The organism is Methylobacterium sp. Leaf85 (assembly GCF_001422125.1).
Lineage (GTDB): Bacteria > Pseudomonadota > Alphaproteobacteria > Rhizobiales > Beijerinckiaceae > Methylobacterium > Methylobacterium bullatum.
In genome coordinates this window covers 104,509-129,953 of the sequence record NZ_LMME01000004.1, presented here as the reverse complement: position 1 = coordinate 129,953, position 25,445 = coordinate 104,509, and the positions used below count along the sequence as shown (strand labels likewise).

Here is a 25,445-nt window from a genome sequence, read left to right as displayed (position 1 = left end):
CATGTCGGGAACCCGGAACGGCCGGGAGCCTTGTCTGAGAATCGCAGGCACCCTAACTTTCACCTATCGGACCTTGTCTTCAACGATCCCCTGCCGGTTCATTCCGGGTCGCACGCCCAGCAGTCGCTGCAGAACTGCCGCGGGCCGTCGCTTCGATCCCATCGCATCTCCGAGACCCTGCGCCCTGTCGGCCGCGCGTAGCGTAACCGCGGCCCGAGAGGCCCCTCCACACTTTATTCGAGACGAGGGCGCGACCCCTGCAATCGCGTTCCTCCCGACGGCGAGAAGGACATATCCATGAGCACGGGCACCGTGAAATGGTTCAACGAGACCAAGGGCTACGGCTTCATTCAACCGGATGACGGCGGCAAGGACGTGTTCGTCCATATCTCGGCCGTGGAACGCGCCGGCATGCGCAACCTCATCGAGGGGCAGAAGCTGTCCTACGAGATCGAGAACGACCGCCGCACCGGCAAGCAATCCGCCGGCAACCTCCAGGCGGCCTGAGGTCTGGACGAACGAGGGCCCTCCCGGTGAGGCCTTTGTTCAACACATGCATAAGAAGCCGCCCTGCCATGGGCGGCTTCAGTTGATTCCGGCCGAATCGTGAGTCATTGGGCTATCCGATTCGATTCCGTCCTTCGATGATTCACAGCAAGGCTCAGCGCCGCGCGCTTCCGCTCGCGGAACGGGCCGAGACGCACCACCCGAGAAAGGTCAGATGAGCGCCTTCGACTACAGGAATTTCGACGACCGCCGTAAGAACTCCGCCAGCGCCAAGCAGATGCTGCTGGAAAAATTCAAGGCCCGTCCCCCGGCGGATGACCCGGAAATGATTGCCAAGGCCCAGGCCCGCGCCGCAATCGCCCGTGCCCGGGACGAGAGGGCTCGCGAACGCGAAGCCGCCCGCATCGCCGCCGAAAAGAAGGCTGCCGAGGAGAAGCGCGCTCGCGAAGAGGCGGAGCTCGCCGCCCAGATCGCCCGCGAAGAGGAAGAGACTCGTCTCGCCGCCGAGCGCAAGGCGATCGACCTGGCCGAGAAGAAGGCCCAGCGCGATGCGCGCTATGCCGCTCGCAAGGCCAAGGCCCGTCGCTGAAGGCCTGGATGGGCCATCCCTCGCAAGGGAGGCCTCGTCGTCTCGATGACCGCCAAGGGCTCGGATGGTTGTACCGGATCTCGTATCCGGTGCTTCTATCCGGGCCCTTTCGCGTCGTCGCCGAGGCTCACGCCGAAGTCGGGCGAGAGCGCCTGTGTCAGGCCTCGTTCTCGGCTTCGCCCTCGTCCTTCTCGGACGTCGTCTCGACTTCGCCCTTGGGCTCCGTATCCGCCTCGGGGCGGGGGCCGGCCTTGAACGAACGACGCGGAGCGTTGCCGCGCTTCATCTGCGCGGGCTTCTCGATGGCGCCGAGACGCTCGGAGAGCTGCTTGGCCCGCTCGTTGAAATCGTTGGTGGTACGCGACTGAGACGCACCACTCTTGAACGCATTCGCCACTTGGGCCTCATGGAGTTGCCCAGGGCACGGGTTCGTGCGGGGTTGGCCGTGTTCTAGCACGGTTTGCCGCCGAGCGGGCAGTTAACTGTCCGACACGGCGAACGACGGTCCGGCGCCAGACCGTTCCGGTCCCCTGACGGGACCGGGACCGGCTTCAGAACCGGGCCGTCAGGAACAGCCGGACGTTGCGGCCGGGCAGCAGGATTTCATCCTTCTTGAACGAGGCCGAGTTGCGGATGTCGTCATCCAGGAGGTTGCGACCCTGGAGCCCCACCGTCACCTCGCTGGCACCGTAGATCACCGGATCGAGGGACTGCGTATACGCCAGCTCGGCGCGCAGATCGTTCCAACCCCGCGTCAGTGTCTCGAACGGCGCGATCTCGGTATGGTCGAAGGCGTGGAGCAGGTTCACGCGGCCGAACCAGCCATTCGCCCGCAGAAAAGCACCGCCACCCAGGCGATGGGGGGGGATGCGCGGAACGTAGGAACCGTCGTCGAACTGCGCCCGCACGAAATCGTACTGCGCCTCGATCCCGGCCCAGCCGTCGCCGACGGGAAGGATGTCGAGTTGCGCGCCGATCTCGGCGCCGTAGAAGGTCGAGGTGGCCTGTGAGTAGACGATCTGGCGCAACTCGTCGCCGCTGCCGCAGGAGGCGAAATCGTCGTCGCAGCGGTTGCCGGTATCCCGGCGGTAGATGAAGCCGGTATAGCGCGTGACGTATCCGGTGGCGTCGAGGCGCAGGGGACCTTCGGCCCGGCGCAGGCTGAGCTCCACCGTGCGGGCGCGCTCCAGCTTCAGGGTCGGGTCACCGATCTCGAAGGTCGCGGTGGCATCGTGCGGCCCCTGCGAGAACAGCTCGTAGCTGGTGGGCGCGCGCTCGACATAGGAGCCGTTGACGCTCGCCACGAACCCGTAGGGCAGGTCCTGCAGCGCGCCGAAGCTGAGGCTCTTGGGGGCGAAGCGGCGCGTCAGCGCGGAGCTCGACGGATCCGTGCCATTGGGCAGGTAGTCGGCGGGGAACAGCGTGGCGGTGCTGTTGAGCCGGTCGTTCCCGATGCGGCCCGCCGCCTGGAAGCGCAGGCCGCCCCCGACCGCCAGTTCCTCGAACAGGTAGGTGGCGAGGGAACGCGATTCCGTGGCCGGCAGGAAACTCTCGAGCTGCGAATTGAGGACGCGCCGGCCGGTCTGCAGACCGACCGCGCCGGTGAGGGTGCCGAGCGCGGTGACGACCGGCACGTGTTGCGCCTCGAACCGGGCCTCGACCTCGCGGTTCTTGAAGATCGCCTGCACGCCCTCGAGGCCGTTCGCCCCCCCGGAACCCTCATGCGCGATACCGATCTCCTCATGGCGGTAGACCGACCCGCCGGCCCAGAACCGGAGAACCTCGAACGGCCCCTGAAGCGGCCGATACTCGCCACGGGCGAGCACGCGATCCTGGTTCGGGGTCAGCCGTGTGCGGGCCTCCTCCGCGTCGCCTCCGGGAATCTGGTACATCGCCTCGTAGTGGCTGAACGACACGCCGACGAAGCCGCGATCGCCGATGGCCGAGATCCCGATGGAGCCGCCCTGCGTCTCGGTGGCCGAGTTGCGCTGGATGCCGCCGGGAATGGCGTAGGAATCGGTGGCCGTCTTGAAGCCGTCGGCATGGACCGCGATGCCGTTGGCCCCGGCATCGACGCTCGCCGCGCCGAGCCTTCCGTTATCGCCGCTGGAATAGCCGGTGGTGACCTGGCCGGAGACGCCCCGGGCCGGGATGAAGGTGGGGACCTGGTTGTTCTCGGACGAGACCACGCCGCCGATGGCGCCCGAGCCGTAGCGCAGGGTCGCGGGGCCGCGGATCACCTCGATCCGGTCTGCGGTGAGCGGGTTGACCGGCACCGCATGGTCCTCGCCGAGATCGGACACGCCGCCATTGACGATGCCGTTCTCCTGGATCCGCACCCGCGCGTTGTCGAGGCCGCGAATGATCGGCCGCGAAGCCGCTCCGGGCGCATAGGTCGAGGACGAGATGCCGGGGCGGTCGGAGAGGGCGTCACCGAGGGTGCGGGGCTGGTTGCGCTGAATCTCGGAGCGGGTGACCACCGTGACGGGCGAGAGACTGTCGCCGACGACCGGCAGCACACCGGTGGGAAAGCCCCCTGCGGCGGAAGGGCCGGGGGCGGGGAGGATCGGGCTCGCGGAGGTCACGCTCAGTTCCGAGAGCGTCACCTCGGCCTGCTGGGCCGCGGCGGGGGCGATCATCGCGCCGGATGTGAGGCCCGCACCGGACAGCATCGTCCCGGCCAGCCAGATCCTCGATCGTCTCATCCGCATCACGCCCCGAAATCACTATGTTATAATGTTTCATTGCTGAGTGCGTTTCATGCGGCAAGGGGAGATATGGTCCGCGTCGCGGTTGAAACCCGACTGTGGCCGATGCGCATCATCGCCGAAACGGTCGGCGGCGAGCGATGATTGTGGATGCGACGAAGGCGGCGCTTGCGCGCGGCCTCGCGCGGGCAAAGATCCCCGTCGTGATCTCCCTGTCCCTCCTCGGCGCGATCTTTCGCGTGTTCGGCCTCCTCCTGCTCGGTCTGTTTCTTCTGCCGCTCGGCAGCCATGCCCTGTGGTGGATGGCGCGGGGCGGTGGTGCGGCGGACTGGGCGGTGGCCGACTGGTCGAGCGCCGGGCTGTTGCGCCCGCCCAAAGCGTCGGACCCGGCACTCGTCCGGGTCTATGCGGCGCGGGTCGGGCGCTGGCGGGGGATCTTCGCCCATCACAGCTGGATCGTGGTGAAGCCTGACGGCGCCGCCCGCTACACCCGCTACGACGTGGTCGGCTGGGGGATGCCGGTCCGCACGGACGGCTGGGCCGCGGACGGACGCTGGTTCGGCAACGATCCGCAGACCGTCCTCGCCCTCGACGGGGACGATGCGGCCCGCGCCATCCCGTCGATCCGCGCGGCGGTGGCCGATTATCCCTACCGGGCGCTCGGCACCTATCAGGCCTGGCCCGGGCCGAACTCCAATAGCTTCACCGCCCATGTGCTGGCCCGCCTTCCGGAGGCGCAGGCGATCCTGCCGCCGACGGCCATGGGGAAGGACTGGGCGCCGCCGGGCCGCATCGTCGAGCGGACGCCGAGCGGCACCGGCATTCGGCTGACCCTGGGCGGCTATGCCGGGCTCACCGTCGGCTGGGTCGAGGGCATCGAGTTGAACCTCCTCGGCCTCGTCGCGGGGCTCGACCTGCGCCGCCCCGCGATCAAACTCCCCGGCTGGGGCAGGATCGGAACGGCATGACGACACCCCTCCTCATCCGCCCGGCGGAACCCGGCTACGCCGATGCGATCTGGTCCATCCTGGAGCCGGTGATCCGGGCCGGCGAGACCTATGCGCTGCCCCGCGACGGCTCGCGCGAGGCCATGCTGGCCTACTGGTTCGCCCCGGCAAACCAGGTCTTCGTCGCCCTGGACGGGGGCAGGGTGCTCGGCACCTACATGCTGAAGGCGAACCAGCAGGGCGGCGGAGCCCATGTGGCCAATGCCGGGTTCATGACCCATGCCGATGCGGTGGGTCGCGGCATCGCCCGCGCCATGGGACGGCACGCGATCGAGGGTGCCACCCGCCAGGGCTTCCTCGCCATGCAGTTCAATTTCGTCGTCGCCAGCAACACCCGCGCGGTAGCCCTGTGGGAAAGCCTCGGCTTCTCGCGGATCGCCCGCTTGCCCGAGGCGTTCCGGCATCCGAGCCTCGGGCTGGTCGATGCCCTGGTGATGCACAGGAAGCTCGGGGCCGACGACGCGTCGTAAAGCGCCCGCGCGACCTTTGCGCTCGCGACGGAACCTCGGCACGCGGGAAACCTTGTCGGGTGCTTCCCTCAGCGAGCCCCATGCCCGATCCCTCCCCGCCGCCGAACGGCTCGCCCCTGCGCGTCACCGTCGATCTCAACCGATGCCAGGCCTACGCCCAGTGCTGCTACGCGGCGCCGGAGCATTTCGTGCTGCATGGGCGCGAAGCTTTGTTCTACGACCCCGCGCCCTCCGCGTCCGACCGTCTCGCCATCGAGCGGGCGCGGGTATCCTGTCCGGTCCAGGCGATCCGCGTCGAGGACCCGGAGCGGCAAGGCCGATGACGAGCAGGAATGCCGAAGGACATGCGGTGGTGGTCGGCGCCTCCCTCGCGGGCCTGCGCGGTGCCGAGGCCCTGCGCCAGGCGGGCTTTGCCGGACGCCTCACCCTCGTCGGCGACGAGCCACACCGCCCCTACGACCGGCCGCCGCTCTCGAAGGCCGCCCTCACCGGCGAGATCGCGCCCGAGGCGACCGCGCTGCCCAACCTCCATGCCCTGGATGCTGAATGGCGGCTCGGCGTCGCCGCCACAGGCCTCGACAGGCAGGCGCGCGAGGTCCGCCTCGCCGATGGCGCGACCCTGTCCTACGACCGGCTCCTCATCGCCACCGGATCGCGCGCCCGACCCTGGTCGAATCCGACTGAGGCGGGCCTTGCCGGGGTCCATACCCTGCGCGGGCGCGACGATGCCGCCGCCCTCCGGCGGGCGCTCGCCGCCGGCCCGAAGCGCGTCCTCATCATCGGCGCGGGTTTCATCGGCTGCGAGGTCGCGGCCTCCTGCCGGGCCCTCGACCGCACCGTCACCCTGATCGATCCGGGACCGGCACCCCTCGCTAGAATCCTCGGGCAGCCGGTGGGCGAGATCGTCGCCGCCCTGCACCGAGCTCTCGGCGTCGACCTGCGCAGCCGGACCAAGGTCGCGCGGCTCGAAGGCGATGCGTCGGGCCGGGTGGTCCGGGCCATTCTCGATGACGGCAGTGAGGTGGAAACCGACCTCGTGGTGGTGGCGTTGGGCGCGGTGCGCAACACCGAATGGCTGAGCGGTTCCGGGCTCGATGCCGGCCCAGGCGGCGTCCTCTGCGACGAGGCCGGCTACGTCCTCGACACGGAGGGACGCCCCGACAGGGCCATCGCCGCGGCCGGCGACGTGGCACGGTTCCCCCATCCGCTTTACGACGGCCGCCCGGTCGCCCTCGAACATTGGGGCCACGCGGTGGCCCAGGGCGAGCATGCCGGGCGCCTCCTGGCAGGAGCGGCCACGGGCGCGGCCTATGCCGAGATGCCCGCTTTCTGGTCGTCTCAGGGCGGCGTCACCATCAAGTCGGTGGGCCTGACCGAGGGGGCGGATGCCATGGTCTTCGCGCAGGGAAGCCCGAAGGAGGGCCGCTTCGTCGTCGTCTATGGCGCCAAGGGACGCTGCATCGCCGCATTGTCCTTCGATTCAGGGCGCTGGCTCCCCGCCTATGCCGAGCAGATCGCAGCGCGCGCCCCGTTCCCACCGATCCGCGTCGGGGTCGACCTGCACGGTCTCGCGGTGCTGCAGCCGGGCTTTCCCGAGGAACGGACATCGTCATGAAGGCCGGACGCCTGTTCGAGGCGGTCAAGGACGAGGCCAACCGGGCCGATCCCTATCCGCTCTACGCCCGCTTGCGCGAGACGCCTGTCTCGCGCCAGGACGACGGCACCTATGTGGTCTCGACCCATGCGGCGATCACGAGCCTCCTGCACGATCCGCGGATCAGTTCGGAGACCCTGCCGCCGAGCGAACGCCCGCGGACCGGCAACCCGCTCTCGGACTGGATCGTCAACCCGGTCAAGGATCACGTCACAAACACCCATCGCCCGTTCATCTTCCGCGATCCGCCGGACCATGACCGGCTGCGGATGGCCGTGATGGGGCAGTTCACGCATCAGCGGGTCCATGCCATGCGCGGACGCTCGCATGACCTCGTGGCCGATCTCCTGGACAAGCAGAGCGATGCGACGAGCTTCGATCTCGTCTGCGACGTCGCCTATCCGCTTCCCGTCACGGTGATCTGCGAGATGCTGGGCGTGCCGCCGGAGGACGAGCCGCAATTCCACGGCTGGGCGACGCAGCTCGCCTCGGCTCTCGAACCGGACAACCTCGGCAATGAGGAGGCACGGGCGAAGAACATCACCACCTTCGACGAGATCTCCACCTACATGCGCGGCCTCATCAAGGAGAAGCGCCGGCACCCGCAGGACGACATGCTGTCCGGCATGAGCGGCGAATCGGGCAAGGACGGTGGAGCGGGGATGGGCGAGGTCGACCTCATCGCCACCGCCATCCTGCTGCTGGTGGCCGGCCATGAGACCACCGTGAACCTCATCGCCAACAGCATGCTGGCTCTGGTACGACACCCCCACATCCTCACGCGGCTCGCCGGCGAGCCGGACCTCGCGCCGCGCCTCATCGAGGAGATGCTGCGCTACGACCCGCCGGTGCATTTCCGGACGCGGCGGGCATTGAGCGCCATCGACATCGCCGGCACCACCATCCCGGAAGGCGCCGACATCGTGCTCCTCCTCGCCTCCGGCAATCGCGACCCGGCGGTGTTCCGCGATCCGGACCGGTTCGACCCGGATCGGCCCGATATCCGCCATTTCGGTTTCGGCGGCGGGCTCCATTACTGCGCGGGCGCGCCGCTCGCCCGATTCGAGGCCGAGGCGGCCCTTGTGGCGCTGGCACAGCGCCTCGTCCATCCGCGCCTCATCGACGATCCGCCGCCCTATCGCTCGGGCGCGGCCCTGCGCGGCCCCATGCATCTTCGGCTCGCCATCGACGGAGTGGCACCCCGCCGCTGACCTCGCTCGGACACGATTGCGGCCTTGCCGCCACACCGTGTCCGAAAAGCCGGGGCGACGCGCCTTTCCCTTGTCAGGCCCGCGGCATTGCCTTGCCGTCAGCGCAATTGGCGGTGACGCAACGGTTCATTGCCGAAGTCCCCGCCGGGAAGAGAGATCGATGCCGCGTCAGTTCCTGTCGACCGTTGCCCTCGTCGCCCTCGCCGCAGGCCTCGGGGCCTGCAGCTCGTCGCGCCTCGACGGGCCGAGCCGCGGCAGCCGCACCGGCCTCGGCGCCCAGGCCGCCCTCGAGCCGGTCGCCCCGGCCATGCCCGCCGGCCCGGTGACGTCCGCCCCCCTCGCGCCCCCGCCCGGCGCCAGCGCCGCCCCTGTCGACGCTCCGCCTCCGGTGGGTGCGGACGTGGCTCTGGCGCCGGCCCCGGTCGTCGCCGAACCGGTCTACGTGCCGCCGCCGGCCCCGCCGATCGTGTCGAGCGGACGCTCCTCGGTGGTGGGAAGCTGGAATGCCAAGGACGCCACGGGCGCGACCTGCAAGGTCTCCCTGTCGAGCGCCCCCGCCCTCGACCTCTACAAGGCGAACGCCTCCGGCTGTGCCAACAAGGATCTGGCGAAGGTCACCGCCTGGGATTACCGCGACGGCGAGGTCTATCTCTACCAGCCCGGCGGGACCGTGACGGCCCGCCTGCGCCAGGGTGGGGGTGCGTTGGACGGAGCGCTCTCCAAGTCCGGCGCCTCGCTCGCCCTGGCTAGGTAAGGACTTACGTCATTGCATGAGAAAGCCCGCATAAAGTCTTGTCAGGGCTGAGTTTCAGGGCGTAACCCGCAGCCCCAGCAGCCAGGTATTGGCGCTGAAGCTCGACCCGGCGGAGCTGCTGTCGATCTGCTGGTAGATGTAACTGCCGCGCATGGAGAGCCAGCGGTTGAAGCGGTAGTCGAGCCGGGCGGTGGCGGAGAAGCCGCGCTCGGTGATGTTGACCCGGTCGTAGTCGCTGGCGAGGTAGCCGCCGCCCAGGGTGATCGACAGGTTGCGCAGGAGGTCGTGCTGCACCTCCAGCGTCACCGCCTTGGTCAGCACGCCGCTCGATCCCGCAACGGCGGTCTCGATGATGCCGGTGGCCGCGTTGAGCCGCACGGTGGTGAGCGGGCTCGCCGTCCAGATCAGGGCCGCGTTGACGATCGGGGCGGTGAGGTCCTTCAGGCCTGGATCGACATAGGTCCGGTGCTGGAGACCCGCCGAGACCTCGCCGCTGACGAAGCGGGTGAGCGCCACGCGGGCGCCGCCCGTGACCGTGATGCCGTCGGAATTCCGGCGGATCCCGTTGGAATCGGTGCGCAGGTCGTAGACGCGGGTATCGGCCAGGACATCGACGAAGGGCGAGATGACGGGCGAGATCTCGTAGGAGGCGCGCAGCCTCAACCCGTACTGGTTCAGGTTGCGGTCGCTCTGGTTCAGGATCGCACCGTTCGACAGCGTCGCGCTCTCGAACTCCGACCGGTCGATGAGGCCGCGCAGGGAGACCTGCAGCCGGTTGAACGTCTCGGTGACGCCGATCGTCGTGCCGTAGCTCGCCACGATCGGGCGGTTCGACAGCGTGGCGTTGATGTCCGGCGAGCCCGGCCGCTGTGTCTCGACGAGGAAGCGGGTTTCCACGTCGACGGTGGTGCTGCGGTTGGCGTCGAGGCGCAGGCGAACCGTACCAGCGCCATTGGGCCGGCTGGCGGCCTGGTTGTCAGGAAAGTCGAGATAGCCGCCGCGGAGTTCGCCCGCGAGTTCATGCGAGGACCAGTCGCTGCGGAAGGCGAGCTCGCCCTCGGTGCGCAGGGCGAGCGACCCCTTGGCGCGGTTGGCGGTGATCTGGTCCGGATTGGTGTCGTAGCCGACGCTCTGCTGGAACACCGGCAGGAACGTGAAGGTCCCGAGCTTGATGCCGAGGGGGGCATAGGCCTCGTCCACCACCAGCGGCCTGCGCAGGGCGGCGCCGAGGAAGGCGCCTGGCGTGCCGATTCCGGCCAATGGCAACAGGGTCAGGGACGGCGCCGGGGGCGGAGCGGGCGAGGGGGTCGGCAGCGGCGCACCGACGACGGCATTGCGGATCACGGGTGTGAGTCGCAGGTCCGGCGGCGGCGTCTGCACGATGGAGCGGACCGGCCGCGTCGTCGCCACGCCGAAGCGGCGCGGCGGGATCGCGCGCAGGCGCAGGAGATCGGTGGGATTGCGGTTGTTGCCGGCGCTCGTGGCCGGACGCGCCACAGGCGCGAGGGAGCGCCGTCGGGCGGGGGTGCCGGCCGAACCGTCATCGGTCTGTGAGACAGCGCCCTCGCTCGGGGAGGCGGCGCCGGTGGACGCATCGCCGGAGGGACCGCTGCCGCGCAGGGTCGGGCCGCCCGTACTACCCGCACCCGTGGCCGAGGATGGATTCGTGCTGCCGAAGGTCGGTGTGGCGGGTCGCGGCGTCGGGCTCGACTGGGCCTCCGCCTGGCTTCCGGGCAGGGCGACGGCGGCCGTCAGGATCAGGCCGTGAAGCCCCCTCCTGCGCCATCCTGCGATCGGCCCTGCACGCATCACGGACGAGTGTCTCTCCGCGGGTCCCCGCCTCGAGCGGTGCGCGCGACAGGACCGCTGCCCGGGATGTTTCACGGACGTCCCTTCGCGCATCCCGGACCGGCGCGACGGACGCGGCGGCCGAAGATCGTCCCGGGGGATCGCGCCCCCTCGGGACGCGGCCAGACCAATGCGGGACGGCTCCTCGCCGACCCCATCGTGGTAAAAGAACAGGGTTAGCGTTGTCTTAAGACCGCATCGTCGAGTGGGTGGATCGAGGCAGGGACTGACGGAACCGGCACGGTGGGACGGACGATCACACGGGGGCGAGCAGCGGCCCGCTCAAGCGATCCGACCAGGTCACCGACGATCCCGGTGCGGCGCGCTCCATGGCGTTCAATGCGTCGACGAGTTGGTCGGCCACGGCGAAGGCAAGCCCGACCTGCCGCAGTCCTTTCACCCATGCCGGTCGACCGGTTTTGGTGTCGAAGACCGTCCACCTGTCGAGGCTCCGGTCATCGGAACGAAGGTCGTAGGTGATGCGGCAATCGATGAACATCGGTGGTCCACATGGTGGTGGGCAAGATCGCGGCCCTGGATCACGGAACCCCTACCATCCCGTTCAATCCTGCCATCCCCCATATGGGGTATGACGACTGTCCCGCCGGCGGATCGGCGCCTCGGGCGGAAGCGGGCCGCGTCAGCCGAGGCGGTGATAGGCCTTGAACCAGCGCACGAAGGCCGGGATGCCGACTTCGATCGGCGTCGTCGGGACATAGCCGAGGTCGCGGGCGATGGCGCCGAGATCGGCGTAGGTCTCCCTCACTTCGCCGGGCTGCATCGGCTCGGACCGGCGGATCGCCGGGCGCCCGCAGGCCTCCTCCAGCACGTCGATCATGCGCAGGAGCGGCACGGACGTGTTGTTGCCGATGTTGTAGAGCCGGTGCGGCGCATGGCTGCCGCCGGCCTTCTCCGCGCCGTTATCGGGGGGCGGATTGTCGAGGCAGGCGAGGATCCCGCTGACGATATCGTCGATGTAAGTGAAATCCCGTCGCATCGCGCCGTCGTTGAACACGCGGATCGGCTCGCCCGCGAAGATGGCTTTGGCGAACAGCCACAGAGCCATGTCGGGCCGTCCCCATGGCCCGTAGACGGTGAAGAAGCGCAGTCCGGTCTGGGGCAGGCGATAGAGATGGGCGTAGGTTTCGCTCATCAACTCGTCCGCCTTCTTGGTGGCGGCATAGAGCGAGACCGGATGGTCGACGCGGTCCTCGACCCGGAAGGGCAGCGAGGTATTCCCGCCGTAGACCGAAGAGGACGAGGCATAGGCGAGGTGCGCCACGCCCCGGTGGCGCGCGAATTCCAGGATGTTGAGGTGACCGACCACGTTGGCCTGAACGTAGGCGCGCGGGTTCTCGATGGAGTAGCGCACCCCGGCCTGCGCGCCGAGATGGACGATCCTGTCGATCCCATGCTCGTCCAGCCCCCTGTCCAGGGCCTCGTGATCGGAGAAGTCGATGGGCAGAAAGCGGAACGCGTCGCCCCGGCGCGTCGCGAGATCTTCGATCCGGTCCCGCTTGAGCGCGACGGAATAGTAATCGTTGAGATTGTCGATGCCGATGACCGTCTCGCCACGCGCGAGCAGGCGATCGGCCACATGGTAGCCGATGAAGCCCGCGGCTCCGGTCACGAGAATCGCCATTGTCGGGTCGAGGCCTCACCGTCGCCCGGACCGCCTGCCGACGAGGCCGGCGGCGATCCGGAAGGGTCCGTTCAGAGTCGCTCGTAGAGTTCCTTGAGGCGCCCGCGATAGATCTCGGGGCTGTATTTCGCCGCCTGGACCTTGCCCATCTCGGAGAGGCGCCCGCGTAGGTCCGCATCCGAATCCACCGCGCGGATCGCATCGGCGATGTCGCGGGTGTCGTAGGGGTTGATCAGCAGGGCCGCGTCGCCGGCGACTTCCGGCGTCGAGCCCTCCTTGGAGGTGATGACCGGGGTGCCGAGCAGCATGGCCTCCAGCACGGGAAGGCCGAAGCCTTCGTAGAGGGAGGGGAACACCACGCCCTTGGCACCGCGGATGAGGCTGACGAGGAGTGAGAACGGCGCGTAGTCGAACCGCCGGATGCGGTCGCGCTGGTAGGTCATGTTGTCGATCTGCTCGAGATACGAGTTCGTCGCCGGATTGATGAACTTGAACTCGATATCCGATTTCCAAGCCGCGCCGCCGACGATGACGAGTGGCGCCGAGACCTGGCTCGCGAGATAGGCCTCGACGAGGCGGCCGACGTTCTTCTTGGGCTCGATGGCGCCGAAGAACAGGAAGTAGCCCTTGTACGGCAGGCCGAAGGCGCCCTCGATCTCGCGGCGGACCACGTCCTCGGGCTTCTCGGAGAACTTCTTGGGGATTTCCACCGACTGGTAGGTGTTGGTGATCCGGTGCTCGGGGCAGCCGAGCAGGTTGATGATGTCGCGGCGCGAGGTCTCGGACACGGTGACGATGTGATCGGCATCCTTCACGATGCGCCGCATCAGGCGCAGGTAGCGCCGCTTGATGTCGCCGGTGGTGAAGGGCAGGCGCAGGGGCACGAGATCATGCAGGGTGTAGATGTTCTTGGCGCCCGGAATCCGGATCGGCAGAGGATAGGTCCAGTGCATGATGTCGGGCGTGCGCAGACCGCTGACGCGCAGGGTGCGATTGTAGGTCTTGAAATAGGAGAGCGCGACGTCGAACAGGTTCACGCTGTTCCAGATCTGGTCGAAATACGGCATCCGCGATTCGAACGTCTTGCTGATGACGGTGCCGGTGATCGGCACCTTCACCGCCCGCCGCCCGAGCGGCGAGGTCATCTGGTCGCGCAGGTAGCGCAGGATCACCAGCCATTGCGGCGGGATACCCACCGCCGGATCGAAGAACGAAATCTCGCGAAGCAGCGGGTCGAGGCCCGGAGATGCGCGGGTCCCGTAGAGGACATCGGTCCGGTAGCCGAGCTCGTGCAGCTCGTAGCTCAGGTTGCGGGCGTAGGTGGCGACGCCGGTCCCCTTCTCCAGGCCGAGATTGTACCCATCCAACATCACACTTTTAGGCATTCCGGACTTCCTCGGATGGTTCTGCGATGGGGTCGTTGGCGATAGAAATGAAAGACTCGGACCACATGCGATTTCACGCGCCGGTGGCTCGGCCCCTCGTGCTGTCCGAACACCGTTCCTCCTCGGGCGCTGACGCCTCCAGGAGGACGGAGTTCGCCTCTTCTCGATCGCCGCGTGGCCTCGACGATGCGACTCGTCCCGTAGGACCGGGCGCCTAGAACTTCAGCGCCTTGAGCACCTTCGGCTCCACCGGCCAGGGGGTCGCCTCGAACTCGACCGCCTTCGGCAGCGGGAAGGCTTCGAACAATGCCTGGGGCGAGTAGGTCAGGGGCCGCCATGTGGCCTTGATCCAGTCGACGGCCTTGTCCCATTCGGGCTTGGCGCGCCGCTCCAGGCAGAAGGCGTTGAGGCGGGTCACACCGGCGCCGAGATAGAAATCCCGCACCCGGTGATCGACCCTCTCCTCATCGTCGTCGAGCTTGAGTTCACGGCCCTCGCCCTGGCCATAGGTGGCGAACCAGGCGCTGGGAATACCGTAGCATTCCGCGATCACGAGACCGTGGAGCGAGGTAGAGAGGATGTGCCGGCAGGACACGATCTCCTCGACCTTGGCGCGCAGGGACGATGCGTCGCGTTCGGTGATCGTGTTGATGATCCGGATATCGCCCTTGCGCTCGGGGGGGATGCCGTAGCGCGTCATCACGTCGAGGACGGTGGCGGCGGGATCCTGGGAGGCGAGCTCGGTCAGGTGGACGATAACGCCGATCTCATGGGTCTTCGCCACATGGTCCATGGGCCAGAACTTGGGCAGCAGGTAGACCGGGTCGCCGTAGATCTCCGGCACCGCGATGCCCTGCGCCCTCAGTACGGCGCCGGTCTTGGGGCCGCGCACGGCATGGACGTGGAACTCGGTTCCCGCCGGACGCTGATAGGGCGCCGGGTTCGGATTGCCCGGGCAGCGCTGGGCATCGAGACCGGTGCCCCACATATGCACCGTGCCCTTGCTGATGGCGTGGCCGATGGTTCCGACCGCGACGAGGCGCTCGGAATTGCTGTCGAAGCCCGCATGCCGCACGACGCGTCCGGAGATGGCGGCGACCATGACGGCGCTCAGCGCGTCACCGAAATTAGCGTAGGGAAACTTCGGCGAACTGGCCGCCCAGGCCAGGGGCACCGAGCCGGGCGGCAGGGTCGATTTAATGCGCTTCAGGAGAGCGACGGAGCTCTTTTTTTTTTCTAGCTTCGCCGCAGCATCTTCGCCAGCCGGCTCAGAGACAGTCTTTTCGGCCACAGCTCTCGCAGCGGCCTTGGGAGCGCCTTTGGGAGATTCGTCAGGAAATCGGGCGGCGGCCACCTTGGCTCCTCCCGGAAATTCCTTGCGGTCGAGCCGGTTCAACTCGCCGACATCGTGGCGGAGTTTCAGGTCGGTGAGCGCCTTGTGCTCCCAGATCGTCTCGCCGGGCGCGGCGGAGATGGGGCTCAGATCGACCGGGAAGGCGTTGATCAGGGCATCGCCATCGAAGGTCTTGGGCGACCAGCTCTTGTCGATGGCCTTCATGATCGCGGGCCAGTCGCTCGGCTTGGGCCGGGGCTGATTGTAGACGTCGATCTTCGGCAGGCCGAGGCCGGTATAGAGATCGACGATGCGCAGGTCGACGTCGCCACCGGGGGTGAGCTCCACCGATTGCAGCCCGTCCTTGCTCAGGCTCGGCGCGAAATACAGGCAGGGAATGCCGTAGGATTCCGCGATCACCATGCCGTGCAGGCTGGTGGAGACGATGCGCTCGCAGGACAGGATCTCGTCGATCTTCGACTGAAGCGCACCGACATGCAGTTCGGTGACGGTCGTGATGAGATGGATGTCGTCGGCGAGTTCGGCCGGAATCCGGAACCGCGCGATCTCCTTGCGCGGCACCGCCTCCATCTCTCGGTTGGCGAGTTCCGACAGGTGGAGGATGACGCCGAGCTTGTAGCGCTTCTTGACCGTCGGCTTGTAAAATCGAGGCAGCAGCCAGACCGGGTCGCCGTACGGAACGGCATGCGAGAGGGTCTTGGCCGAGAGGAGCGATTCCGAGACCGGGCCGCGGGTGGCGGTCACGGTGAAATGCGATTCCGGGGACGGGACGAAGGGCTTCTTCTCGGCTGCCGGAGCGGAAGGGTTGGCCCAGTTGGAGCAGCCCGTGCCCCAGAACCAGACCTCGCCGTTGGCGAAACCGTGGCCGATCGTACCGACGCAGGACAGGCGAGGCGCGAACGACTTCATCGGCGCCCTGCGGATCGGCTTGCCCGAGAGCAGCGCGATCATCACCGGGCTCAGAGCGTCGCCGAAGTTGAGATAGTTCATGTCCAGGGTCGAACCGGCCCAGGCCAGCGGAATCTCGCCTTTCTCACGCACGTACCGGGTGATGGATGTCGCCATAGATCACGTCCTTGGTTCTTGGATTCTCTAAAACGAAAACAATGATCGTATCGTAATGGTGTGATTCAAATCCGCCAGCATCGTCAGGACGCTCTCGTATTCGTCCCACCGCAACCAGGAATACGGGCTGCGCAAAAATGCCATCGCCGCTCGAGTGACTATATTTCCGGCAGTTCGGAGCGTTCGCCGACCCTGTCCTGTCGGCGGACGCCGAGGTCATCCTGCATTTGAGTGCCTGAATGCCAAGCCCGCCAATCCTCCCAAGTCATTGGTGCGCCTGATTAAGGCTGATTCCGCGGGGTGTCCAGGCCGAGAGGTCGCGGCATCGGCAAAACCGCGGGATGCCATCGGTCTCGCTCCGGCCGACGAAAGGCGGGGAGGGGACGAGTGCCATCACGACGTGGTCTGAGGGACGCGCTGCCGCGCCGCGTCCGACTGCGGCGCGACGCGGCGCGGCGGGGCGGGGCGCTTGGCGACAGAGGCGGCCTTGGCCTCGTCATCCACGCGCTGCAGGGCCGCCAGGATCTGCCGGCCGGTCTCCGTCCAGGTGGCGGGCCTATAATTCCTGTCGATCTCGCGCTCCTTCTCCCGGAGCGACTCGGGGTCGGTGGCGTAGGCCTTGATCTTGGCGACCCATTCGCTCGTCATATGGGGCAGAGCATAATCGACGAAATGCTGGCCGACCTCGGGCAGGGAGGTGGTTTTCGAGACGATGCCGAACTTGCCGAAGCTCAGGGCCTCGGCCACCGGCAGTCCCCACCCCTCGTAGCGGGACGGAAACACGAACATCTGACAGTTCTTGTAGAGCGTCCGCAGGGCCAGGTCGTCGACCTTGGCGAGAAAGTGGAGCTTCCGCGCGAGCGGAGTCCGCCTGACGATGGCGCGCAGCATCATGCGCTTCTTGCGCTTGCTGTGCCCGACGCAGACGAGGCTCGGGGCCGCCTCCTCGTTGCCCTTGAACGCCAGCGACCAGGCCTTGATGGCGACGCGGTGATTCTTGCGCGGGTGCACCGACGAAACGTAGAGGATGTAGGGTCCCTTGACCTTCAGCGGCTTCGGCGGGGTGTTGTCGCCGATCTGGGACACACCGAAATTGAGCGTCACGATCCGCCCACAATCGAACCCCTGATAGGCAATGAGCGCGTCCGCGGTGGCGCGGGACGGCGTGAAGATCACATCCGCCGTCTCGAGCACGAGGTCGATCCAGCGCTTGAACGTGGCATGGGCCGACCGGAACGTGAGCTCGGGCCGCTCGATCGGCAGCATGTCGTGGACGAGGACCGCCTTGCGACAGGAGATGTCGGCGGATTTCAGCGCGCTGACGATGCCGGCATAGTTCGAGCGCGACCAGCTCGCCCCGAGCATCACCAGCCACGGAGCCGACCGGGGCATGGAACTGTCGGCCGCCGCCGCCGGCTGGTTCTTGAAGATGCGGACATAGCTCAGTTCCTCCACCGCCTTGGCGACGAGGGAGCGGCCCTGGACGGTGTTGGTTCGGCCATACGCCTCGATCAGCTCCAGCATCGGAGCGCTGATGGGAGCGAGCCGCCGCTTGAAGGGCGTGATGCCGATCGGTGTGATGACGCAGTCGAGATCGTCCGCCTGGATCGCGCTGGTGATTTCGTAGACGACCCGTTGGATCCCCGTGATCGGAAGCCCTCTTTTGAAGAAGGACACCAGATCCGTGTAATCCATCAAGATGTTCGAAGCCGTCATGGAACCTGCATTTTGGTTCCGACGATGGACAGGCATCGCCGCATGACATGCATCCTTCTCTGACCGCCCCCGGAGTCAGCGATTCTCGCCATCGTTCGGAACGCCCCGCCTCTTTAAAAACGCAGTGGCCAAGTGCGTGCACGACGCGTCGAAACTATGACCTCATCCCACTGCCGGACGAGGCTACTTCATCGCACCAACCGCGCATAGCCGGTCAGGCCGAAGGCGGCCCCATCGATCTCGATGGCAGGCATCACGGCGACAAGGGAAGTGCTGGGGAGAAGAGGTTCACCACCCTCATCCGGCGTCTCGTCCGGCACAGCCGGGGAACGGAGAAGGTATTTGGCTCCCCGAGTAGGACTCGAACCTACGACAAAGCGATTAACAGTCGCTTGCTCTACCAACTGAGCTATCGGGGACCATGGCGGGGTCTCTACACACGGCTTTGGCGGGACGCAAGGCCTCTTCGCATATTTGTCGGCTTTGTTTACGGCCTCGCCTCCGTTTGGCCTCCTGTCGCGGAATCCCCGTTGCGGACCCGGCCCGGGCTCTGTAAGAGACCCGTCACCCCGGATCGCCCGCCCGATCCGGAGGCGCCATTCCTTCCTCGATGGGATGTGGCCGAGGCCTCGTGGCGGAGTGGTTACGCAGAGGACTGCAAATCCTTGCACCCCGGTTCGATTCCGGGCGAGGCCTCCAAATCTTTCTCGATCCCCTGTTTTGCAAGGAAGAGCTCCCGGTCATGGCCGGGGCGCTTCATCCCGTCGGCTCGGTCCACCCGAACGAGCGCGTCACCGCCTTGCCCCAGGCGGCGTAGAGCCGGTTGCGCCGGCCCTCGTCCATACGCGGGTGCCAGCGATGGTCGACGCCCCAATTGGCCACGAGATCGCCGGTGCCGGCCCAGTATCCCGAGGCGAGCCCCGCCGCGTAGGCGGCGCCCAGCGCCGTGGTCTCCGTCACCTTCGGTCGCAGCACCGGCACGGCGAGGAGGTCCGCCTGGAACTGCATCAGGAGGTCGTTGCAGACCATGCCGCCATCGGCCCGCAGTTCCGTGATCGCAATTCCGGAATCCGTCTCCATCGCCTCGATGACCTCGCGGGTCTGGTAGGCGGTGGCCTCCAGGGCGGCACGGGCGATGTGACCCTTGTTGGCGTAGCGGGTGAGGCCGGCGATGATGCCGCGCGCGCTCTCCCGCCAATGCGGCGCGTAGAGGCCCGAGAAGGCCGGCACGAAGTACACGTCGCCATTGTCCTCCACGGTGCGGGCGAGGGGCTCGATCTCGGCGCTGTCCCGGATGAGGCCGAGATTGTCGCGCAGCCACTGGACCAGGGCGCCCGTGATGGCGATGGAGCCTTCCAGCGCATAGACCGGCGCCTCGTCGCCGAGCCGGTAGGCGAGGGTGGTGACGAGGCCGCAGGTGGAGGGCACCGGAGCCGTCCCGGTGTTCATCAGCACGAAGCAGCCGGTGCCGTAGGTGTTCTTGGCCTTGCCGGGCGAGAAGCAGGCCTGGCCGAACAGGGCCGCCTGCTGGTCACCGAGGATGCCGGCGATGGGCACCCCGGGGAGGGCGCCCCGCGTCTCGCCATAGACCATGCTCGAGGAGACGATCCTCGGCAACATCGCCCGCGGGATGCCGAAGGCCGAAATCATGCCGGCATCCCAGTCGAGGGTGTCGAGGGCCATGAGCTGGGTGCGGCTGGCATTGGTCGCGTCGGTGATGTGGAGACCGCCCTGCGGGCCGCCGGTGAGGTTCCAGACGAGCCAGGTGTCGATGGTCCCGAACAGGACATCCCCGGCCTCGGCCGCCGCGCGGGCACCGGGCACCCGGTCGAGGAGCCAGACGAGCTTGAGGCCGGAGAAATAGCTCGCCAAGGGTAGGCCGGTGAGCGCACGGAAACGATCCTTGCCGCCGTCGCGGGCGAACTCGGCCACGAGCCCGTCCACCCGCGTGTCCTGCCAGACCAGGGCGTTGTGGAGCGGGCGCCCGCTGGCGCGATCCCAGATCAGGGTGGTCTCGCGCTGGTTGGTGATGCCGATGGAAACGAGATCGGACGGCTGCAGCCCCGCCGTCTCCAGGGCCTCGCGCATCACGGTCCGGGTGTTGCGCCAGATCTCGTTGGCGTCGTGCTCCACATGGCCGGGTCGGGGGTAGATCTGCTCGTGCTCGCGCTGGGCGACCGTGATGATCGCGCCGACGCGATCGAAGACGATGAAGCGCGTGCTGGTCGTGCCCTGATCGATCGCCCCGACATAGCGCGACATGGCCGTCTCCCCCTAAGCAGGTTTCGCAGAAGTGACCCCCGGTTCTGCGATAAAAACCCGCGACACAGCAAAGAGCGAAGCGGGTTCGCGTCCCCGGTCAGGCCGCTTCGGCTTTGGCCTTGGCCTCCATATAGGCTTCGAGCCGCGCCCGTCCCTCGGGCGGCAGGTGCAGCCCGAGCTTCGAGCGGCGCCAGAGGATGTCCTGAGCGCTGCGCGCCCATTCCCGGTCGATCAGATACGCCACCTCGGCCTCGGTGAGCCCTTCCCCGAAATCCGCCCCGAGATCGGCGAGGGTCCGAGCCGTGCCGAGCAGGCCGTCCGTGCGCGTGCCGTAGGCCCGGGCGAGACGCCGTCCCATCGCGGGTGGCAGGAAGGGCCTGCGCGCCATGAGGTCGGCGAGGAACCCCTCGAAATCGGCACCCGGCATGTCGCCGCCCGGCAGAACCGCATCGCCGGTCCAGGCGGGCTTCATCCCGGGGCGATAGGGGGCGAGCTTGGCCAACGCGTGTTCGGCGAGGCGCCGGTAGGTGGTGATCTTGCCGCCGAAGACCGAGAGCACGGGCAGGCGGCCATCCCGGTCGGAGACGTCGAGGACGTAGTCGCGGGTGACCGCGGAGGCCTTCGCGGCGGCATCGTCGAAGAGCGGGCGCACGCCCGAGAAGCTCCAGACCACGTCGCAGGGATGGATCCGAGCCCGGAGCGACCGGTTGATGCAGTCGCAGAGATAGAGGGTCTCGTCCTCGGAGATGCGGACCGGCCCCGGTTCGCCGGAATGGGGCACGTCGGTGGTGCCGATGAGGGTGAAAGCGCCCTCGTAGGGTATCGCGAACACGATGCGCCCGTCCGGCTGCTGCAGGATATAGGCGTGATCGCCCTCGTAGAGCTTGCGGACGACGATGTGGCTGCCCTTCACCAGCCTGACCGCCGCCCGGCTGGCAAGGCCGAGCGTGTGCCCAAGGGTCTCGCTCACCCAGGGACCGGCCGCGTTGACGATCATCCCCGCATGCACGGCCTCGCTGCGGCCAGTCCCCATGTGGCGGATCGTGGCGACCCAGGATGTCCCGTCGCGACGGGCCGCTTCGACGGTGGTGCGCGTCCGGATCTGGGCCCCGCGCTCGCGCGCATCCATGGCGTTGAGCACCACGAGGCGACTGTCCTCGACCCAGCAATCCGAATAGGCGAAGCCCCGCGTCAGACGCGGCTGCAGCGGCAGGCCGAAATCCGAGCCTGGGAGAGTCACCGAGGCGGAGCCGGGAAGGGCGCGCAGGCGGGCGAGATGGTCGTAGAGGAACAGTCCGAGCCGCAGCATCCAGGCGGGGCGCAGGCCCTCGTCATGCGGCAGGACGAAGCGCAACGGCCAGATGATGTGGGGCGCCAGCCGCAGCAGGCGTCCGCGCTCGGCCAGAGCCTCCCGCACCAGCCGGAACTCGTAATGTTCGAGGTAGCGCAGGCCGCCATGGATGAGCTTGGTGGAGGAGGACGAGGTGAATTCGGCCAGATCCCCGCGCTCGCAGAGCATCACCCGAAGGCCGCGCCCCGCCGCATCGCGCGCGATGCCCGCGCCGTTGATGCCGCCGCCGATGACGAGGAGATCGTAATCGCTCGCGTCCAAGCCGTGACCTCTCTCTCCCCATCCTCGAAGCCCTCCCGATAATTGAGGGGGGACAGGTCGAGCCGGCACGGCCGCCTCCGTCAGGGATGCCCGCGCCGGAGATCGCGGGATCGGGGATATCGGCGACCGGCCCGGATCGAGACGACACGAGAAGTCATCGGACCTCAAGATGTTTTCACTAATACCGGCCGACGATGAGGAAACCTCATCGTCGGCCGCCCGCGCGACTGCGCTGCGGCGGGCGTCCGCCGAACGTGCTGAGGACGACCCATCGGTCGGGATGAGCGCCGCTCGATATAAGGGCTAAAACGGCATATCCGTTTCGACAAGCCGGCCTTCCGGCACGATCCTCCCCATTCGACCGGCAGCCGACCGGCCGCCATGCGTCCGGCCCATAGGGAACCCGCTCGAGGCACGGAGCATGCGCGGGTCGACTGCCCCGCACGTCCATCAGGCCTCGATCTCGCACGCCTCCACGGGCCGCATCTCCACGGGGTACGGGCGACGCAGGCCCGAAAGTGCGGACCGCTTGCCGCTCCGACGTGACAGGCCCCCCGTGACTCCGGCCAAACGCAGCTCCGGGATTCCTTCCCTTCGAGCGATCGCCCTGTTTGGCTTCATTCGGGTGGTTGACCGGACAGGAACAGTGCCTTATGCGAACAACCTCGTTCGGAAGCGCTCACGAAGCTTCCGGCCAAGCTCGGAGAACGGCGGCAAAAACGTCGTGTCTTTCACGGGTTCGTTGGGGGATAGTTTAACGGTAGAACAGTGGACTCTGACTCCTCTAGTCGAGGTTCGAATCCTCGTCCCCCAGCCACTGTCACATCTAAGCCCTTCAGATCATTGAGCTCCTCTCGCAGTCGCCCTGCGGTGTGAGCCTGTTGCTACACACCGCTGCTACACAAGGCACCCAGCCAGGTGCCGAAGGAGCGGAGTGGCGCCGATCGCGAATGTCGTCCTGCGTGGACGTGTCCGTCGTCAGATGATTTGGGACATTCGGCGGTATCCAGGAGCGGAGGCTCTGGTCCATCTGGGGTAATGAGGTCAGGCGGCCTGCGCGTGGTGGCGCAAGCGGCGATCCATCAGGGTCTGGTGCTTGGTGCGTTCCCGCTCGGCCAGGATCCCTTCGCCGCGTCCGAAGTAGACGTCAGCGGGCGTGAGGTTGCTCAGGCTCTCATGGGCTCGGGCATGGTTGTCACGTTCGACGAAATCGGCAACCTGCGTCTCCAGCTCGCCTCGCAGGTAGGCGTGTTCGAGCAGGATGCGGTTCTTGAGCGTCTGATGCCAACGCTGGATCCTGCCCTGCGTTCGAGGATGGCATGGCGCACCGCGGATGTGGGTCATGCCCCGAATGCCGAGCCAGTCGGTCAGGTCGCTGGCGACGTAGCTCGGCCCGTTATCGGAGAGCAGGCGTGGCCGCTGCATCACCCGCGCCTGATCGAGCCCAGCCGCACCCAGCGCCAGGTCGAGCGTGGCGGTGACGTCGCTGGCCTGCATCGTCGTGCACAGTGATCCTCCCCCGCTTTCGCGGACACGGGGGTTAGCTCGCATTCCGTTCGGCCTGCTCGGAGGTGATGTAGCCGAGAGCCGAATGGATGCGCTGTCGATTGTAGTAGCCCTCAATGTAGGCGAACAAGTCGCGTCGAGCCTCGTCCCGGGTCGCACATCGTTGTTGGTGGACGAGTTCGAGCTTGAGGGTGTGTAAGAAGCTCTCCATGGGAGCGTTGTCGTAACAGCAGCCCGTCCGGCTCATGGAGGGCGTCGCCTTCATGTCGGCGAGCTGTTTGCGATAGGCTTCGGCGGCGTATTGGCTGCCGCGATCCGAGTGGCAGATGAGGCCAGCCCCCGGTCGTTGCCGTTGGGTGGCCATCATCAGAGCCGCCGACGTCAATTCGGTCCGCATGTTCTCGCGCATGGACCAGCCGACGATCTTGCGGGTTGCGAGATCGAGGACGGCGGCCAGGTAAAGCCAGCCCTCTCCGGTCGGCAGATAGGTGATATCTGCCAGCCAGACCGTATTGGGCAGCGCGGCCGATAACTGCTGCTTCAGGAGGTTCGGTGCGATCGGCAGGTCATGACGGCTGTCGGTCGTGCAGGGCCGGAACTGACGTCCTGCCAGAGCCCTGATGCCGTGACGGCGCATCAGGCGTTCCACCCGCCCGCGACTGGCCGTTCGGCCCTCTGCCCGCAGCGCGGCATGCACGCGAGGCGCGCCGTAGCGCCTGAGATGCCCGGCATGGATACGCTGGACGTCGGCCAAGAGCTGACGGTTCGACGCCGACCGGGCACTCTCGGGGCGTGATCGCCAGCCGTAATAGCCGCTCGGGGAGACTTCGAGCACGCGGCACATGAGACGCACCGGCCAGGTGCCCGCATGCTGCGCGATGAAAGCGAACGTCACTTGGGCATCTCCGCGAAGATGCCGATCGCTTTTTCTAGGACGTCGCGCTCCATGCGCGTCCGGTCGAGTTCACGCCGCAGACGGGCGATCTCGGCCGCCTGATCGGATGGCGATGACACCGGGCTCATCGGCGCGGTTCCTGGGAATCCCGCTGGCCGCGGTGGCGGGCAGCCGCCCGTCAGCGCCGTGCGCCATTGCCTCAGCATCGACGGTTGGATCCCAAGTTCCGCGGCGATCTGCATCTGTGGTCGGCCACTGCTCTCCAGCAGCGCCACCGCCTCGCGTTTGAACTCCGGGGTGACACCGAAAGGTGCAGCGAAGCAAACTCGCGTCTCGTCTTGGCCATCAAACACCTTCCCCGCCCGCGAGAAGCGTATCAGAGGTGTCCGCGAAACCGGGGGAGGATCACTGTCCCACAGGTGCTGACGGCGGAAAGGGAGCGACCGCGCCGCCGCCCGCGCCGCCAGCCGGCAGGGATCGGCCTCGCCCCCCGCACCTTCGACCATCTCGATGCACAGGACATCGAGATCGCCGAGTTCGTGGATGGCCGGCGCCCCTCGACCCACCGCGACTTTGCCGACGCCGCCCTGCGGACCGAGGCGATGGACGTCTATCGCCGCTTCCATGCGGCGCCGCTGCTGCCGCTCACCAAGACCGTGTTCGACATGATCGCCGAGCACGACCGGCAGGTGGCGGAACTTCGGGCGCCCGTGCCGCCCGACCACGCGTGGCTGTCCCACCAGGCTCGCCTGGCACAGGCGGCGCTCGAAGCCTCCGGTCTCGATCTCGTACCCTGCTTCAACGATCCGATGCCGGGCAACTTCCTCGTCGGCGAGGACGGCTCCATCCTGCTCATCGACTTCGAATACGCGTCCAACAACGACCGTCTCTACGACTTCGCGATCTGGAGCGGAGAGATGTTCTCCTCCGAAAGTGTCGATCGCGAGCTGATCGAGGCGTATTTCGGGCGCTACGACGAGGCCTCGTTCGCTCGCCGGATGGTCCACAAGGCGCTCGCCGATGTGAAATGGTGGACTTGGGCGATGGTGCAGCACACGATCTCCAGCCTCGACTTCGACTTCTACAAGTACGGTATCTGGAAGCACATGCGTGCCCGTTCGATCATGAACGATCCATGCTGGCCGGCCTTCCCGAAGGCGCTCTGATCGAAAGGCTCCGTCTCCGCGCCGAACGAAGCGCCCGTTTCGAGCCCTGTTGCTCGATCCCGCCACCTTCGACAAGGAGATGGGCTGCACGTCC

19 protein-coding genes, 3 tRNA genes and 2 pseudogenes are annotated in these 25,445 nt (G+C 67.3%); 11 read left to right on the top strand and 13 right to left on the bottom strand.

Features of this window, described 5'->3' with window-relative positions:
- Positions 1-297: 297 nt before the first annotated feature.
- Together ASF08_RS04760 and ASF08_RS04755 are read left to right on the top strand one after the other, a co-directional pair.
- Positions 298-507 carry a cold-shock protein gene (locus ASF08_RS04760; protein WP_018043862.1) on the top strand — a complete coding sequence of 70 codons (210 nt, stop codon included), beginning with the start codon at positions 298-300 and terminating at the stop codon, positions 505-507.
- Between the two features lie 214 nt (positions 508-721).
- The gene (locus ASF08_RS04755; RefSeq protein ID WP_018043861.1) at positions 722-1,096 is read left to right on the top strand and encodes a DUF6481 family protein; all 375 of its coding nucleotides are present in this window, start codon (positions 722-724) and stop codon (positions 1,094-1,096) included.
- A gap of 157 nt (positions 1,097-1,253) precedes the next feature.
- Here the strand turns inward: ASF08_RS04755 and ASF08_RS04750 are convergent, their stop codons facing one another.
- Both ASF08_RS04750 and ASF08_RS04745 read right to left on the bottom strand, forming a co-directional pair.
- On the bottom strand, positions 1,254-1,493 hold the full coding sequence (locus tag ASF08_RS04750; RefSeq protein ID WP_018043860.1) for a hypothetical protein: 240 nt from the start codon (positions 1,491-1,493) through the stop codon (positions 1,254-1,256).
- 154 nt (positions 1,494-1,647) lie between these two features.
- Entirely contained in the window at positions 1,648-3,807 is a 2,160-nt protein-coding gene (locus tag ASF08_RS04745) for a TonB-dependent receptor (protein WP_056141995.1), read from the bottom strand.
- A gap of 137 nt (positions 3,808-3,944) precedes the next feature.
- Here ASF08_RS04745 and ASF08_RS04740 point away from each other — a divergent pair, with 137 nt between their 5' ends.
- The 6 genes from ASF08_RS04740 (at position 3,945) to ASF08_RS04715 (ending at position 8,900) form a co-directional block, all read left to right on the top strand.
- Positions 3,945-4,772, top strand: a complete 828-nt coding sequence (locus ASF08_RS04740; protein ID WP_244474454.1) for a DUF3750 domain-containing protein — start codon at positions 3,945-3,947, stop codon at positions 4,770-4,772.
- Entirely contained in the window at positions 4,769-5,281 is a 513-nt protein-coding gene (locus ASF08_RS04735) for a GNAT family N-acetyltransferase (protein ID WP_056141992.1), read from the top strand. Before ASF08_RS04740 ends, ASF08_RS04735 begins: the two co-directional genes overlap by 4 nt.
- 80 nt (positions 5,282-5,361) lie before the next feature.
- Positions 5,362-5,604: a ferredoxin gene (locus ASF08_RS04730; RefSeq protein WP_018043856.1), complete on the top strand. Its 243-nt coding sequence runs from the start codon at positions 5,362-5,364 to the stop codon at positions 5,602-5,604.
- Positions 5,601-6,896 (top strand): NAD(P)/FAD-dependent oxidoreductase, encoded by a 1,296-nt coding sequence (locus ASF08_RS04725; RefSeq protein ID WP_056141988.1) that lies wholly within the window; start codon positions 5,601-5,603, stop codon positions 6,894-6,896. The genes ASF08_RS04730 and ASF08_RS04725 overlap by 4 nt, the downstream gene beginning before the upstream one ends.
- On the top strand, positions 6,893-8,146 hold the full coding sequence (locus tag ASF08_RS04720; RefSeq protein ID WP_056141985.1) for a cytochrome P450: 1,254 nt from the start codon (positions 6,893-6,895) through the stop codon (positions 8,144-8,146). Before ASF08_RS04725 ends, ASF08_RS04720 begins: the two co-directional genes overlap by 4 nt.
- 160 nt (positions 8,147-8,306) lie before the next feature.
- Positions 8,307-8,900, top strand: coding sequence for an AprI/Inh family metalloprotease inhibitor (locus ASF08_RS04715; RefSeq protein ID WP_056141981.1), 594 nt, complete (start codon positions 8,307-8,309; stop codon positions 8,898-8,900).
- A 54-nt stretch (positions 8,901-8,954) separates the two neighbouring features.
- Here ASF08_RS04715 and ASF08_RS04710 read toward each other — a convergent pair whose 3' ends face one another.
- The 7 genes from ASF08_RS04710 to ASF08_RS04680 form a co-directional block, all read right to left on the bottom strand.
- Positions 8,955-10,709, bottom strand: coding sequence for an outer membrane beta-barrel protein (locus ASF08_RS04710; RefSeq protein ID WP_082473063.1), 1,755 nt, complete (start codon positions 10,707-10,709; stop codon positions 8,955-8,957).
- A gap of 295 nt (positions 10,710-11,004) precedes the next feature.
- The gene (locus ASF08_RS04705; RefSeq protein WP_056141980.1) at positions 11,005-11,247 is read right to left on the bottom strand and encodes a hypothetical protein; all 243 of its coding nucleotides are present in this window, start codon (positions 11,245-11,247) and stop codon (positions 11,005-11,007) included.
- 141 nt (positions 11,248-11,388) lie between these two features.
- The gene (locus tag ASF08_RS04700) at positions 11,389-12,390 is read right to left on the bottom strand and encodes an NAD-dependent epimerase/dehydratase family protein (protein ID WP_056141976.1); all 1,002 of its coding nucleotides are present in this window, start codon (positions 12,388-12,390) and stop codon (positions 11,389-11,391) included.
- 71 nt (positions 12,391-12,461) lie between these two features.
- Positions 12,462-13,775, bottom strand: a complete 1,314-nt coding sequence (locus ASF08_RS04695) for a glycosyltransferase (protein ID WP_238254165.1) — start codon at positions 13,773-13,775, stop codon at positions 12,462-12,464.
- A 214-nt stretch (positions 13,776-13,989) separates the two neighbouring features.
- Entirely contained in the window at positions 13,990-16,194 is a 2,205-nt protein-coding gene (locus tag ASF08_RS04690) for a polysaccharide pyruvyl transferase family protein (protein WP_056141971.1), read from the bottom strand.
- A gap of 393 nt (positions 16,195-16,587) precedes the next feature.
- A complete protein-coding gene (locus ASF08_RS04685; protein ID WP_238254163.1) occupies positions 16,588-17,889 on the bottom strand; it encodes a glycosyltransferase family 4 protein in 1,302 nt (433 codons plus the stop codon).
- Between the two features lie 364 nt (positions 17,890-18,253).
- Positions 18,254-18,329, bottom strand: a tRNA-Asn gene (locus ASF08_RS04680).
- Positions 18,330-18,535: 206 nt separating this feature from the next.
- On the opposite strand from ASF08_RS04680, the gene ASF08_RS04675 reads away from it, so the two are divergent.
- Positions 18,536-18,609: transfer RNA gene (locus ASF08_RS04675), tRNA-Cys, on the top strand.
- Between the two features lie 57 nt (positions 18,610-18,666).
- Here ASF08_RS04675 and glpK read toward each other — a convergent pair.
- Together glpK and glpD are read right to left on the bottom strand one after the other, a co-directional pair.
- The gene (gene glpK / locus ASF08_RS04670) at positions 18,667-20,172 is read right to left on the bottom strand and encodes a glycerol kinase GlpK (protein ID WP_056141964.1); all 1,506 of its coding nucleotides are present in this window, start codon (positions 20,170-20,172) and stop codon (positions 18,667-18,669) included.
- Positions 20,173-20,269: 97 nt separating this feature from the next.
- Positions 20,270-21,784, bottom strand: a complete 1,515-nt coding sequence (glpD, locus tag ASF08_RS04665) for a glycerol-3-phosphate dehydrogenase (protein WP_056141962.1) — start codon at positions 21,782-21,784, stop codon at positions 20,270-20,272.
- A 743-nt stretch (positions 21,785-22,527) separates the two neighbouring features.
- On the opposite strand from glpD, the gene ASF08_RS04660 reads away from it, so the two are divergent.
- Positions 22,528-22,601 (top strand) — tRNA-Gln (locus ASF08_RS04660).
- Between the two features lie 227 nt (positions 22,602-22,828).
- Here ASF08_RS04660 and ASF08_RS04655 read toward each other — a convergent pair.
- Positions 22,829-23,293 (bottom strand): annotated as a pseudogene (locus ASF08_RS04655) (integrase core domain-containing protein); the annotation flags it as partial.
- Positions 23,294-23,324: 31 nt separating this feature from the next.
- Positions 23,325-24,531 (bottom strand): annotated as a pseudogene (locus ASF08_RS04650) (IS3 family transposase).
- A gap of 73 nt (positions 24,532-24,604) precedes the next feature.
- Between ASF08_RS04650 and ASF08_RS04640 the strand changes: the two are divergent.
- Complete coding sequence (locus tag ASF08_RS04640) at positions 24,605-25,351, top strand: phosphotransferase family protein (protein WP_238254161.1); 747 nt, start codon at positions 24,605-24,607, stop codon at positions 25,349-25,351.
- Positions 25,352-25,445 lie beyond the last annotated feature (94 nt).